The following is a 14,167-nucleotide window of genomic DNA, read 5'->3' as shown; positions in this document are numbered from 1 at the left end:
TCTACAACAATAACAATCCAGTAAAATACAACAACTCAAATAGGAGTTAACAATGGCTAACAATTCACGTTTCTTTTTTGACGAACAGAGCCAGGAAAACGCCAAGATCAAAGTGATCGGCGTTGGCGGCGGTGGCGGTAACGCCATAAACAATATGATAAACATGGGCCTTGAAAGTGTGGAGTATATCGCTCTGAACACCGATGCACAGGCTCTGAAGAATAGCATGGCAGACATCAAGGTTCAGGTAGGTTCAGCACTTACCAATGGACTGGGTGCCGGAGCACGTCCCGAAATCGGACGTGAAGCGGTGGAAGAAAACCGCCATGAAATTGAAGAATCTATAGAAAATGCCGACATGGTATTTGTGACAGCCGGAATGGGCGGTGGTACCGGAACCGGGGGAGCTCCCGTGGTTGCCGGAATCGCCAAACGTCGCGGCATCCTTACCGTCGGTATTGTAACCACCCCTTTTGAATGTGAGGGCAAGGTTCGGAAAAAATATGCCCTGGAAGGCATCACCGAACTAAAGAAAAATTGCGATACGGTAATAGTAATCCCGAACGAGCGATTGCTCGACATCGCCGATGAAAACACATCCCTTATGGATGCTTTCGCAATGGCAAACGAGGTTCTCTACAACGCAACACGTGGTATCAGTGATCTTATCCTGATGCCGGGTCTGATCAACCTTGACTTTGCTGACGTGCGAACAACCATGAGCGACGGTGGAGCTGCCATTATGGGATCCGCTACTGCTGAAGGCGCCGACCGTGCTGAGAAAGCCGCCCGTGCAGCCATCAACTCGCCGCTGTTGGATGGAGTGAGCATCCGCGGAGCACGCAACGTTCTGGTTAACATTTCGGCCGGCTCCAACCTTGGAATGCGCGAAACCACCACCGCTACCAATATCATCCATGATGAGGCCGGTGAAAATGCCGAAATCATTCTCGGTACCGTGCTGGATGAAAACTTTGGTGATGACATCCGCGTGACGGTTATCGCCACCGGTTTTGATCTTGCCGAAGACCGAACTACAGCTAAAGTAGCCAGCAATGATAAAGGTTCGCTGAATAAAGCAGCTGAAAATGCACAGGCTAATATGCAGACCAACAGTAAAAAGCCCGATGTACCTAAACGCTTTCAGCGTGGTACGGGCGATTACTACAAAGGCGAAAACAACCTTAAAAAATTAGACACTCCGTCTTACCTGCGTCGCGATTTAAACGTGCGTAAGCAGGAAGACAGCATTGAGGTCCCTGAAGAAGAGGAACAAAAGAATGAAGCGCAGGATAACATCGCGCCATTCCAGAGTCGCACGGAACGTATCCGCAAGGATGACACCGACCAGCCGGCGTTCCTCCGAAAAATCATGGACTAAGGAGTTGCCATTGACCAGGTTCGCCCCCGATACCATGGGAATGGTATCTTCGTGAACCACTGAATTTTACTGGAATATAGCTTCATTCAAGCTATAGATTGCTAACAACAGAAGAAGCCTCTTGATCGGGGCTTCTTTTTTTAATCGCAGATTTTTGGATTAAACAGACTGTAGCTGCACGTCTCATTTTGAAACGCTATTATATCATTCAGTCTCCAACTTAATAGATTTAATAATGAAACAAGTACATATCAGTTTATCGGGCTTTTTTGTCTTTATGTTAATTGCTTTTTTGAGCAGCTGCTCGCAGGTCAATCCCCAGCAGGAAAAAGCAGCTTTGACTAAGCTATTGGATGAGTTCCTGACAAATGTAGAGGACCCCGACATGCACGACCGGCTGTGGGCAGATGATCTCGTTTATACCGGCTCGGCGGGTACCCGTCACGGAAAAGATGTAATTATGGATGGGATGAGTGAGGCTGAATCAGATACTGCTCAATCTACCCGCCCCTCCTATTCTTATGATAGCCTGCAGGTGAAGCTATTTGGAAATACGGCAGCCCTCACTTTTCGGCTAATTGCTGAAACGCCTACTGCAACAGGTGTGGATACAAGCTACTACCTCAACAGCGGGTTCTTTGAGAAGCGCAACGGCCAATGGAAAGCCGTGGTGTGGCAGGCTACACGAATGGCGGAGACTTCAGGGAATTAAGACTTGTTTCATTTAATCAGTAACATTTTCTCTGTTGCCACTTGTCCTTTGTATCTCAGCTGGTAGAAGTACACTCCTGAAGAAAGGTTGCCGGCATCAAAAGTAACATTGTGGGTTCCGGTACTTAGTTTCTCATTTTTTAATGTAGCTACTTCTCTGCCAAGTGTGTTATATACTTTAAGGGAAACATTCCCCGCCTGTGGAATACTAAATTGAATGTTGGTGGTTGGGTTGAATGGGTTCGGATAGTTTTGGTACAGTTCAATATCAGAAGGAATTTCTGTTTTTGGATCCGGTTCGTTACCAACCAAAGTAATCTCTATATCAATCATTGAGGCAATTTCAGCTTCGGAAAGCGGGTAAGTATACATTTGGATCTCATCCAATATTCCATTCAAAGGGGCTCTTCCGGTATTATTATTGCCAATATAAATTTGTGAAATAGATTCGGAAAGCACCTCAGAGTTTGTCACATTTGTAGTACCGACCATTTCTCCGTTAACATATAGTTTCATTTCACTACCATCGTACGTCCCTGCAATGTGATACCAGTACCTATTGCCCCGGGTAGCCAAGCCAGTATAAGATATTTCATCTGCGCCCACATTAAACAATAAACTTCTTGGGTTGCTTTCATCAATCTCCTTTTCAAACATTAACCCAAATTGGTTGTTTTTGTCTGCGGATTCAGCATATATGACCGCACTGGAATCAAATTCAACATGGTTATCATTATGCACATAATGAAAGAACCATCCCGACACGGTAAAACCATCCCAAAGGGAATCCATAGCAGCACTTGTATCTGTAACCATTAATACATCATCTACTCCATCAAAGCTGTAGGCAGATTTCTCGAAATGGAATCTATCTTTTTCGAATGCCCCTCCTTCTGCGGTTACTATATTTTGATAACGGCTTGAATCCTCTAACGTATTTTCAAAAGATAGCTGTAACGCCTGCTTGGGAGATTTGACTGTTGTGGGCTGAGGCCTATCGTCATAGAATTCAGCGACCATGCTATCTGAAAGAGCATAGTTATACATTTGAACCTCATCTAAATTACCTATGAAAGGCTGATTTCCATCTGCACTGTTACCTACAATCAGATCTGAATCGCTTAAATTTATAACCGTTTCGTAAGGTCGAATTTTTGCTTCCCGACCATTCACGAATAATTTCATTTCCTCCCCGTCAAAAGTACCTACAACATGAAACCATTTTCCGGGTTGAATAGGACTATCCCTAAAGGTCAACTCAGCACTACCTATTCTAAATACTATGGTCTCAACTGAGCTCTGCATATTGCCCGGCCCATAATTATCCTCTTTAATAGCCAAACTATATTTATACCCATCTCCGTCATTCCTTTCGATCAACGTCTCCCCCGGATAACTTCCCGAATACTCTCTTTCCATTTTAACCCAGGTTGAAATCGTTAGTCCTGTACTTATTGAGTCCATCGCATTATCTGTATCCTTTATAATGATCTCATCATCTTCTCCATCAAATGAAATAGCCGATTCAGTTTCACCAAACCGATCTTCAACAAAAGCTGTTCCTGTAGTTTCTATGGTATTATTAACCATGCTTGAATCAGTAATCGAACCTTCAAAAGATAATGATAATACTGATTTTGGTGCCGTTGAAAAGCCTTGGAATCTATTCTCATAATAAACTGCAATTGAATCCGGGCTCAATGCATAATTATGAAGACGAACATCATCGATTTTTCCAATAAATGTATCTCTAAAAATATCCCCGTCACGATTTCTTTCCACATTTTGGCCTATGTATATATTCGGATCTTTTATAGACAACTTGGTGTTAACTGATTCTTCTTTTATTAATCTACCGTTGACGTATAATTTCGCTATTTTTCCGTCATATGTTCCTGCAACGTGAACCCAGCTCCCCTTTTGAATAGCAAAATCTTTTTGTTCTATTTGTATCCCGTTCAAACTTAGAGAAAGAGAATGCCCCCCTTCTTCAAAAGAATTCTTTTCTCTCAATGAAAGCCGAAACCCATCTCCTTTTGTACTATCCGATCTACTTATAACTGTAGATCTGTTCCTAAGGTCTTCGACACGCACCCATGCAGAAAGGGAAATATTCCTATTTAAAGAATCAAATGATGCAGGTACATTTCTTATTACCACTTTCGAGGAGTTGTTCTCAAGATCTATGGCTCTGTTGTCTTCCTGGAAACGGTCCTTACCCTTGACAATATCGCTTTCTTCATAATCCCCGGGTACTATTTCATCATTCTCCGATTGCTCATCAAATGGCAGATACAAAAGCAGCTGTGGGTCTGGCATTGAGTCGACATGGACATAATCAACTTGATGACTGATCTCGCTTTCACTCAGTACATAATTGAACACTTTTAGTTGATCGATATATCCATTAAAAGGCTTCGATAATGTTACACTATTACCTATAAATATCTTGTCTGAATTTTGAAATTGAGAATCTCTGTTCCAAACGGTTCGATTTTGTATTAAATCCCCGTTTATGTAATGCTTGAATTGGCCATCTTCGAAAGTTGTAGCAATATGAACCCATTCTTCCTGAGGCAAAACGCGAGATGAACCAAGGGTCCAGGAAATATCCCCGTCAACATCCAGCTCCAATAAACCACTCGAATTAATATAGTACCTAAACCCCTTGCTTACCGTCCAAGTCTGATAACCAACTTGTTGTGTGATTGTGGGTTTTTGAATGATGGTGGACTCCGTTGTATTGAATGACTTCACCTTAATCCATGCCATTACCGTAAAATCATCAATCGTTGAAAACGCACTCGCATCATTATCATAATCCAGGCTCAAATGTGCATCCTCTTCAATAAAAGAATACGCATAATCATTGTTTCCGAACCTACCTTCTGTATAGGCCCCACTCGATGCGATTACTTCATTCCCGGCAATACTGGAATCACTCAGGCTTTGATTAAAACTCATATCCAGAATGTTGCTATTGCTATAATCCGGGATTGGTTCCAATCCTGCATTGCTTCTTACAAGACTTTCATTAACTGCGTAATCATATACCTTTATTTCATCAATTGAACCTTGAAATGGACTGTTTGAAAATTCACTCAGACCGATGGTGATATCTGAATCTTCGGCAACATACCCTTCCGCTCCATAGTTATTTTGATCTGTCTTTTCTCCATTTACATAGAATTTCATCACCCCATCACCCACAGTAAAAGCGATATGGATCCACTCGCCGCTTTCTAAACCGGCTTCAGAAGTATATCCCCTTACTTCAAGATTCCCGTCCCTGTTTAGTCCAAAGTAATATCCTTCAGTTTCATAAGAATCGAACCTTTCAAGTAGAGTAGCATAGAAGCTTTCGTCGTCAAATCCTTCATACTTCACCCATCCCATAAAGCTTAGTTCGGTAATGCCATCCAGCTCATTATCGGTATCGGCTATCGTAATTGCATCATCAACCCCATCGAAATAGAAAGCACTGTTGGGATTACCGTTGCGGTCTTCTACAAACTGACCGCCCGTTACCTGAATGGATGGGTTTAAGCCGGTCGAATCAACTACAGAGTTTTCAAAGGCCAGATGTAGCACCGGTTCCGGCTCATCGTTTTGAGCGGAAAGATTGGATGAAGATAGCAACCAAAAAAGTAACAGCGTAATTAAGAATGTCCATTTTCTTTGATAGATAAGGGGATACTTCATGATATCTCTCTACAGTAATAATAGGGTGTTATCTTTGTCAGAATATTATCCTTATCTCTCAGAAAAACAACTTGATCGCCAAAAACTTAACCTTTCCCCATTTCATTGTCGATCACATCCCGAACACGTTTACTCCAATTCTCCCAATTCATATCATGCCTGTACTTGTCGTAAGCTTGCTGAGATAATTTAGTATATCTCTTCTCTTCTTTTCGGACAGCTATAATCCAATCAGCTACATCATCGGGAGAGTGAGAAGGTCCGCAAATCAAGCCGGTTTCATTATCGACTACAGCTTCGGGCACGCCTCCGGTTTCAGAACCAATTGCCGGTAATGCGTACGAGGCGGCTTCTATAAATGACATCCCCACACATTCGGCTTGGGTGGGCATGATAAAAAACGTAGCCTCTTTATAAAGTTGATCTAACCGCGTTCTCCCCTGTTCTGTCTCTTTATCTACGAACCCGATAGTTTTTATCCCTTCAGGTTGGTTGGGAATTTCAGGCTTGCACCCTACAATATACAATTCAGCATCTATCCCTTTCTCCAACAACGATCTCAGGACTTTCACTGCAAAAGGCCCTCCTTTCTCTTCCCAGCGAATACCCACAAAGAGCAGCTTTATTTTTGATGATTCCTGCCGTCTCTTAATTATTTGTTCCACTTCATCTTCTGAAATTTCAGTATCCAGATTAGCTCCGTAGGGAATAACTTCTATTTTGGATGATGGAACCCCATAGTCTTTCATCGCAGAATCAGCCAGCCATTGCAATGGAAGAATGAGCTTGGTCGCTTTGTCAAAAGCCTTTCTTTCGAGATGCATGGCTTCTTTTACGCTTAACGGATGTAGGTTGGAATGACTGCCATACACTTCATTCAACAAAACGGAGGTTGCATCTGAGGTCAAATAAAAGGGCACATCCGATTTAACATACGCCATTTCCGGATTCATCAAAGAGGCCAACAGCGCATCAGGTTGATGTTCTGCGATTTTTTGATCAATAATAGCAGCCATACGTTTGGCCAGCCCGATATCGTACTGATACTTGTACACTTTACCTGTCATCATCCGAAGCAACCGGCCTTTAGCTTTTGGGATGATTTTATAGTTGGAATCAACAGGGCCGAACGGCACTACTTCTTCAAAGCTTTGCTTCAGCGCCTTGAACATGTAATAATGCGTTCCGGAGTAGGCTCTCCGGTTCGAGGGATGCTGCTTTGTGATGTAGCCGATTTTCATTTCCGTTATCTTTTTATGGTTCCGGGTATAGCTACAGAATTCCCCAAATCAACCGGCCGGCCATTGCAACGGCAAGTATGGCAAAACCCCATTGCAGGTATTTTCGATTTATTTTGTGGTTCAGAAAAGCGCCACCAAATCCACCGGCTAATCCTCCCATAGAAAGAGGTAATGCCGCCCCGAAATCCACATAACCAACAGAAAATTCTGTTATCCCGGAAATAGCTCCGGGCTCAAAGGCCAGCTGCAGCCAGCCGGAAGTCACCATGATAATCATCGCCAGGTGAGAAACGCTGACCGCTTTCCTAAAAGGCTGTTTGTAGAATAAATTCATGATGGGAACCATAATACCCCCGCCACCCACACCAGCCAAGACGGATACAAACCCACCTAAACCGCCGGTAATGGATGTTTCTTTAAAGTCCATCCGGGTATATTCACGATCATACTCATTTTCTTTATCATTTCCGCGGCGAAACATCATAAACGCCACGTAGATCAGCATACAACTGAAAAATATGACGAATTCCGTGCGACTGTAGTAGGGAGAAGTTATCAGCAGCTTTCCAAGGTACACTCCAACAGCTCCCAAAGCTCCAAGTTTGATTCCCTCCTTCCAAAAGACATGCTTCTGAATATATTGCCGAATCGTGCTTCCTGAAGCCGCCACAAAGGTACAAAACAATCCCGAGGCAACGGTCCAAAGCACAGGGTTCTCAACCCCTTCAGCTTCAAACAAAAAGAAAAGCACCGGGGTGAAAATAATCCCCCCACCTATACCTAATAGTCCGGCCAAAACTCCGGCAGCTAACCCCAATGCCAACAGAATTAAAATTTCAGTCAAGGATTAACTCCCCTTTCAAATAGGTTATTGCCTCTCCTAAAATATCCACCCGGTCTCCCTTTAATCTGCAGATCAGATCGCCCCCTCTTTCTGAAATCTGGCGGGCGTTCATTTCTGTTTTACCCAGTTCACGGCTCCAGTATGGTGTTGTTTTGGTATGAGCTGAACCGGTTACAGGGTCTTCATCAATACCAGACTGCGGGGCAAAAAACCGGGATACGAAATCCACCGAATCTCCCGGAGCCGTAACAATAATCCCCCGGGCATCCACTTCGTTAAGCATCCTATAATCCGGAAGCAGGTCTGCAACTTCGGCTTCCGTATCCAGCACAACCATGTAATCATCCGACTTATAGACGTTTGAGGTACGCTCGATGCCCAGAGCCTGAAACAGAATGGCCGGACCTTCAGCCTGTTCCGGCTCTACGGCCGGGAAATTCATCGACAACCGGCTGTTCTCTTTTTTCACGGTAAGCAGTCCGCTGCGTGTTTTGAAGACGATTTCGTCTTTATCGTATCCCAGCTCCTCAAATAATATATGCGCCGTTGCCAGCGTGGCATGTCCGCATAAATCTACCTCTACAGCGGGTGTGAACCATCTCAGACGATATCCATCTCCCTCCTCAACAAAAAAGGCCGTTTCTGATAGATTATTCTCAGCTGCAATGCGCTGCATCGTTTCATCTGAAAGCCACTCCTTTAATGGGATCACCGCAGCCGGATTACCTTTAAAAAGTTCATTCGTGAACGCATCTGCCTGATATAGTTCGATCTTCATAGTCTTTCTCGTTTGTTTCCACTAATGTAGGAGCATTCATCGAGTAAGTAAACCCTTGGTTTCATTGCCTGAAGCCTATCTACTGTAAATAAAATGGTATTCTGATTAGTCTTTAGAAGTACTCCTTTCTTATCTTTGTCATTTTCCAAGAGGCCATTAAAATACTATTCAATTATATAACCTATGAGATTCTTAACCGCTATTTTTATTTCATTACTGATAACCAGCCCTGCTTTCGGGCAGCTAACAGCAGAGCTGGATTCTATTGATGTAACAGCCTCACGCATCACGACCACCATATCTGAAAGTGGAAAAAGCGTTGCTGTTATCACACAAACAGATATTCAGAACATGCCGGTTCAATCGGTAGATGATCTTTTGCGAAGCCTTCCCGGCATCAACATAAATGCCCGTGCCGGTTTTGGCGTACAGGCTGATGTAGGTGTTCGTGGAAGTACCTTCTCCCAGGTGTTGTTTATGCTTGATAACGTACCATTGAACGACCCGCTGACGGCCCACTTCAACACCAATATTCCGGTGGCTTTATCTGAAATTGGGCAAATTGAGCTTATTCGCGGACCGGCCAGCACCTCTTTCGGTGCCGATGCTGTTGGCGGAGTGGTTCACATTAAAACCAAAGCGTATTTGATGAAAGATTCCGAAGCTCCGGAGAACCTGAAAACCCGCACAAATGTGGATGTGGCCGCCGGCGAACACAACCTGCAAATTCTGGATGCAAGTGTTGGTGTTGCCAAAAAGAACTGGAGGTTCAGCACTTCCTTCCGAACCGCTCAGTCGGACGGAGAGTCTTTTCGGAATCCAGGTTTTGATGAAGGCGTATCTTCTGACGAGTCCTTTAATTCCTATTTTGATGTTACGAACCTGTCATCCGCGATGTCGGTGAGGCTGAATGATAACTGGACCTGGTATGCCCGCGGTGGAGTTGAGAATCGTGATTTCAATGCTCGTTATTTCTACACCCGCAGTATCTATGATGAATCCACAGAACAAATCGAAAGTAAATGGGCCCTTACTGAACTCACTTATGAAAATGGTTCTCACCAATCAGAGTTTACAGCTTCTTATCGTGATGTAGAGGATGTATTCGACTTCAATTCTGCGTTATCACCGGCCAATGTACATCAAACCGGGGCTTTTTATGTAAACGGCTCTCATCAATATGAGCTCAATACTGACCAGCTGAATACGCTTTCCTCCTCCCTGAAATACATGCGCTTTATGGCCGGAGCACAAGTGCTGAATAAAGATATTGAAAGTACTGACCGAGGTAACCACGGTAATACTTCATGGGGAGTGTACGGTATCCACACAATGAATTTCGATTTTGGATTGAGTATGACCTCCAGCCTCCGATTACAATTCAACCCAATCAGTGATTTAAGCTTCCTGCCCCAGGTAAGTGCTTCTTATGATTTAGGATCCATTGTATTACGTTCTTCAATTGGGCGAGCCATACGGGAAGGTGATTTTACCGAGCGATATATCTCTCACCAGATTCCCAACCTGACCCCCGGAAGGAATGTCGGAAATCCGGACTTATTACCTGAAGAGTCTACTTCTTTCGACTTTGGTTTTGACTGGACTCCGGTTGCACAGCTGCGATTTTCCCCCACTTTCTTTTACCGGAGCTCGTCTAACCTGATTGACTACAGCCTGACAAACTCAAATCAGATTGATAATGCCGATAACCTGATGGCAGATGAAGAATACTTTTATGCCTCCAACATCTCTGAAAGTGATGTAACCGGTGTAGAACTGCTCACCGGGTTCACCCAGAAATTTGCATCCAACAGCACCCTTCGTTCACAGATTGGTTATACCTATATAAACACCACCAGTGACCAAAATACGGTATCCAGATACATTGCCAATCACCCTGAGCACCAGGCCAGCCTGGACCTGAGCCTTCAGGCGGGACCGTTATCCATTAATTCCCAATCTTCCTTTAATGTACGCTCAGAGGAATCGGCTGAGCTAATTAATGCTGAAGTCCCGGACCAGTATTTCATCACCAATCTTAATGTGGGATATACCTTATTCGCTGATCGATTTAAGGTGTACATGGAAGTGCTGAACCTGGCCGATACTCAATACCAGGAAATCCTCGGAGCTCCCATGCCCGGCCGCTGGGTACTCGGTGGTATAAAGTACTCCATGTAAATCCAACTTACCTTAATCATGCCCATCTGATCTCGTCCCCAAGCCCCTGCTTGGGGACAAACATCGGAAGCTCCGGCTTCCAACTCTCTACCCGAAAAATATCGTTATAGGCAATACCCCTTCCATTCCTTTATAATCCCTTGCAGATGAATACCGCCAATGTTCCGGTTTGTCAACATAACCTCTCTTAACGGGATTGTAATGAATATAGTTAGCTTTCTGAGCCATCATTTCATAGGTAAATATCTGTATGGGATGAGAGCCTTCCGTCCAAACCTGATACTCACTTTCAACCTTATGGCTTAACTTCGCTCTTTTCAGCTGACTCAGAGCCCGATTCTTATTATTCTCTTTTAGGTACTTAATAATTTGATGAGCAGAGAATGATTTAAAGTTTCTTATATGTTCCGATAAATTATTTCCCTTGGCGATATAGTGAATATGATTTTCCATAATCACATAGGCATACAGTTCAACTTCTCTCTTATGCTGCAGAAAAAGGAATCCCTCTAAAATTAGCTTAACAATTTCAGGCTCTTTGAATATAGGAATTCCCTCAACCACACTATTTGTCAAAAAATAGGGATATCCATGTTCATGAAATTTGTATCTGCTTCTTCCCATTTTTTTATTTGTTAGAGTGATTATAACAGAACTCCTTACATTAGAATTTTGGATTTGAAGCAGGAGCTTCTAACTGTCATCACCAAGCAGAGCTTGGTGACTAGCACATTGATGCCATTTTATCCTCCCGTCCCTATCCATACTTCTCGTCCCCAAGCCCCTGCTTGGGGACGAACATCGGAAGCTCCGGCTTCCACATCTCTCCCTCCTTTTTTTCCCCTCCCAATTCAACATCGATATACAACCATATTCCCCTTATCTTTGTTAGGCTAATTAAAGGTAACTAAACACCTGAATGAAACTTTACCCTGACACTCTTTTAGAAAAGCTCGGCTTCGATCAAATCCGGCAGGCTACCCTCGACCTAACCCAATCGTTGCGTTCGGAGGAGCTTATGGAGGCGCTAACTCCTACCACCAATCCTCAACGGGTACAACTGCTGACCGAGCAGACCAAAGAGATGTTGGAAGTGATTGCCTCAGCCGACCCTTTTCCATTGGGGGAATTTCCGGAAGTTCGGGATTACCTCGGCGCCGCTAAAGCTGAAGGAAGCATCATTCCCTTGCCAGCGTTCGTGGATATTCTGAAAATATCGGCTATGTCGCGACAGGTAAAAAGCTTTTATAAAGCCCGGTCCGAACAACTTCCCCGAATGGCCAAACTTTCCGAAGGCCTGATTCCCATGAAGGAGCTTGAAAAAAGCATCAAGGAAAAAGTTACGGAACACGGAGATCTGCGAGACAATGCCAGCCCGGAATTGAGAGCCATCCGAAAGAAGTTAAATAAACGGAAGTCCGATTTACGGACCACCATCAACCGCTCGATGAAAGACGCAACCAAAGATGGAATGGCTTCCGATGAAGGGCCAACCATCCGCAACGGACGTATGGTGATTCCCATACAGGCTGAATTTAAGAGGAAAATACAGGGCTTTGTACATGATGTTTCGGCCAGCGGGCAAACGGTTTATATAGAACCTGTTGAGGCGCTGAACCTGAATAATGAAATCCGCCAGCTCGAGGCTGAAGAACAGCGTGAAATTGAACGCATTCTTAAAGAGCTGACCCGCCATGTAAACTCCAATTCAGACTATATCGATCAAAACCTTTCTTACCTGGCTGAAATTGATGTGGTTTTTGCCAAAGCCAAACTTACTCAAAAGCTGGATGGAGAGATTCCCATCATCGCCAAAAATCAGTATTTGAGTCTAAAGGAAGCCTACAACCCTATTCTCCGTCTCAAGAACCTGAGTGCGAAAAAGAAAGAAGACCGGGAAACCATCATCCCGCTTCTTTTACGGCTTGAGGAAGATGAACAGTGCCTGATGATAACCGGACCCAATGCCGGAGGTAAATCCGTAGCTATGAAAACGGTAGGTCTTCTGGCATTGATGATACAGTCAGGTTATGGAGTGCCTGCTGACCCCACCTCTGAGATCCCCATTTTCTCCGGACTTTTTGTAGACCTTGGGGATGATCAATCCATTGAGAATGATTTAAGCACCTTTTCATCCCGCTTAAAATGGATGCGGGAAACGGTTGAGGAATTTGAACCCGGAAGTCTGGTTCTTATTGATGAGGCAGCCGCCGGAACCGACCCGGAAGAAGGCGGAGCACTTTTTCAATCGTTCATTGAAAAGCTGCTCGACCGTAACGGGAAAATCATTGTTACCACCCATCATGGTTCCCTGAAGGTATTTGCCCACGAGCATCCCAAAGCCGTAAACGGCTCTATGGAATTTGACCAGGCCACCCTCTCCCCTACCTATAGGTTTAAGAAAGGAATCCCCGGCAGCAGTTATGCTTTTGAAATAGCCGAACGGATGAACCTTGATAAAGATGTGCTGGAGCGGTCGCGGGTATTGCTGGGTGAAGCCAAAGACAAAATGGAGTCTCTGATTACCGAACTGGAAACCAAATCCCAGCAGGCGGCTGATTTAAAAGAGAAGTACTCCCGGTTGCAGGATAAGGCAGAATCGGAGCGTAAAAAGTATGAGAACAAAATTCAGGCCATTGAAAAGGATAAAGAGAAAATCCGGGAAAAGGCGCTGAAGGAAGCCAAGTCAATTATGGACTCTGCCAATCAGCGGGTAGAGCAGGCCGTTCAGAAAATTGTGGAACAGAACAAAGCGGATAAAGACGAGATTAAAGAAATCCGCAAGGAAGTAGATCAGGAGAAAGAAGAAATAAATCGCTCACTGGAGCAAATTGAGGAGAATAAGGAAGAACGTGAACAGGTAACGGATGATCCTCCCAAGAAAGGAGATCACGTTCGATTTAAAGACGGAAATACAACCGGCGAGTTGGTAGAGATTAATGGTAAAAACGCCGTGGTTCAGGCGGGCGGTCTCCGGCTCAAAACCAAGTACAAGAACCTCGTCAAGGTTGAGAAGAAGAAAAAGAAGAAGTCGAAAGCTCGTTCTTCCATTATGGTGGGTGATAACAGCCTGACCACCGAAATGGTGAAGCCTTCCATTGAAGTGCGCGGAATGAGAACCGAGGATGCCCTGCATGAAGTTACCCAATACATCGACCGGGCCGTATACCGGAATATGAATCAGGTGGAAATCATCCATGGGAAAGGTGATGGAATTTTACGCAGCCAGATTCAGAGTTACCTCAACACCCGCAATGATGTGAAAAGCGTGGAAACAGCCCCTATTGAACGCGGTGGTGCCGGGTGCACCATTGTGGAATTGAAGTAAA

Annotated in this window: 9 protein-coding genes; 4 read left to right on the top strand and 5 right to left on the bottom strand. The window is 44.3% G+C overall.

The annotated features are described in order from the left end of the window. The first annotated feature begins 52 nt into the window (after positions 1–52). A complete protein-coding gene (ftsZ, locus tag ABFW99_RS10870) occupies positions 53–1,381 on the top strand; it encodes a cell division protein FtsZ (RefSeq protein WP_255135318.1) in 1,329 nt (442 codons plus the stop codon). Between the two features lie 235 nt (positions 1,382–1,616). Beyond that, positions 1,617–2,093: a nuclear transport factor 2 family protein gene (locus ABFW99_RS10865; RefSeq protein WP_349354046.1), complete on the top strand. Its 477-nt coding sequence runs from the start codon at positions 1,617–1,619 to the stop codon at positions 2,091–2,093. 8 nt (positions 2,094–2,101) lie between these two features. Here ABFW99_RS10865 and ABFW99_RS10860 read toward each other — a convergent pair whose 3' ends face one another. From ABFW99_RS10860 to ABFW99_RS10845, 4 genes are all read right to left on the bottom strand, one after another. After that, positions 2,102–5,794, bottom strand: a complete 3,693-nt coding sequence (locus tag ABFW99_RS10860; protein WP_349354045.1) for a LamG-like jellyroll fold domain-containing protein — start codon at positions 5,792–5,794, stop codon at positions 2,102–2,104. Between the two features lie 86 nt (positions 5,795–5,880). Beyond that, complete coding sequence (locus ABFW99_RS10855; RefSeq protein ID WP_349354044.1) at positions 5,881–7,035, bottom strand: glycosyltransferase family 4 protein; 1,155 nt, start codon at positions 7,033–7,035, stop codon at positions 5,881–5,883. A 31-nt stretch (positions 7,036–7,066) separates the two neighbouring features. Continuing rightward, positions 7,067–7,879: a sulfite exporter TauE/SafE family protein gene (locus ABFW99_RS10850; RefSeq protein WP_349354043.1), complete on the bottom strand. Its 813-nt coding sequence runs from the start codon at positions 7,877–7,879 to the stop codon at positions 7,067–7,069. Next, the gene (locus ABFW99_RS10845; protein WP_349354042.1) at positions 7,872–8,657 is read right to left on the bottom strand and encodes a PhzF family phenazine biosynthesis protein; all 786 of its coding nucleotides are present in this window, start codon (positions 8,655–8,657) and stop codon (positions 7,872–7,874) included. Before ABFW99_RS10845 ends, ABFW99_RS10850 begins: the two co-directional genes overlap by 8 nt. A 183-nt stretch (positions 8,658–8,840) precedes the next feature. On the opposite strand from ABFW99_RS10845, the gene ABFW99_RS10840 reads away from it, so the two are divergent. Further along, on the top strand, positions 8,841–10,838 hold the full coding sequence (locus ABFW99_RS10840) for a TonB-dependent receptor plug domain-containing protein (protein ID WP_349354041.1): 1,998 nt from the start codon (positions 8,841–8,843) through the stop codon (positions 10,836–10,838). A gap of 87 nt (positions 10,839–10,925) precedes the next feature. Here the strand turns inward: ABFW99_RS10840 and ABFW99_RS10835 are convergent, their stop codons facing one another. Continuing rightward, positions 10,926–11,462, bottom strand: a complete 537-nt coding sequence (locus tag ABFW99_RS10835) for an REP-associated tyrosine transposase (RefSeq protein WP_349354040.1) — start codon at positions 11,460–11,462, stop codon at positions 10,926–10,928. A gap of 295 nt (positions 11,463–11,757) precedes the next feature. Between ABFW99_RS10835 and ABFW99_RS10830 the strand changes: the two genes are divergently transcribed. Beyond that, the gene (locus ABFW99_RS10830) at positions 11,758–14,166 is read left to right on the top strand and encodes an endonuclease MutS2 (protein WP_349354039.1); all 2,409 of its coding nucleotides are present in this window, start codon (positions 11,758–11,760) and stop codon (positions 14,164–14,166) included. Position 14,167 lies beyond the last annotated feature (1 nt).

The sequence above is a fragment of the Gracilimonas sp. BCB1 genome, from assembly GCF_040117685.2.
Classification (GTDB): Bacteria; Bacteroidota; Rhodothermia; order Balneolales; family Balneolaceae; genus Gracilimonas.
The sequence above is the reverse complement of the archived record's forward strand: the minus strand, read 5'-3'. Positions and strand labels throughout refer to the sequence as shown.

What these genes read in the sequence shown, in the direction of transcription:
- ABFW99_RS10845 (WP_349354042.1), bottom strand. Translation starts at nt 8,657, where the DNA reads ATGAAGATCGAACTATATCAGGCAGATGCGTTCACGAATGAACTTTTT.
- ABFW99_RS10860 (WP_349354045.1), bottom strand. Translation starts at nt 5,794, where the DNA reads ATGAAGTATCCCCTTATCTATCAAAGAAAATGGACATTCTTAATTACG.
- ABFW99_RS10855 (WP_349354044.1), bottom strand. Translation starts at nt 7,035, where the DNA reads ATGAAAATCGGCTACATCACAAAGCAGCATCCCTCGAACCGGAGAGCC.
- ABFW99_RS10840 (WP_349354041.1), top strand. Translation starts at nt 8,841, where the DNA reads ATGAGATTCTTAACCGCTATTTTTATTTCATTACTGATAACCAGCCCT.
- ABFW99_RS10835 (WP_349354040.1), bottom strand. Translation starts at nt 11,462, where the DNA reads ATGGGAAGAAGCAGATACAAATTTCATGAACATGGATATCCCTATTTT.
- ftsZ (WP_255135318.1), top strand. Translation starts at nt 53, where the DNA reads ATGGCTAACAATTCACGTTTCTTTTTTGACGAACAGAGCCAGGAAAAC.
- ABFW99_RS10830 (WP_349354039.1), top strand. Translation starts at nt 11,758, where the DNA reads ATGAAACTTTACCCTGACACTCTTTTAGAAAAGCTCGGCTTCGATCAA.
- ABFW99_RS10865 (WP_349354046.1), top strand. Translation starts at nt 1,617, where the DNA reads ATGAAACAAGTACATATCAGTTTATCGGGCTTTTTTGTCTTTATGTTA.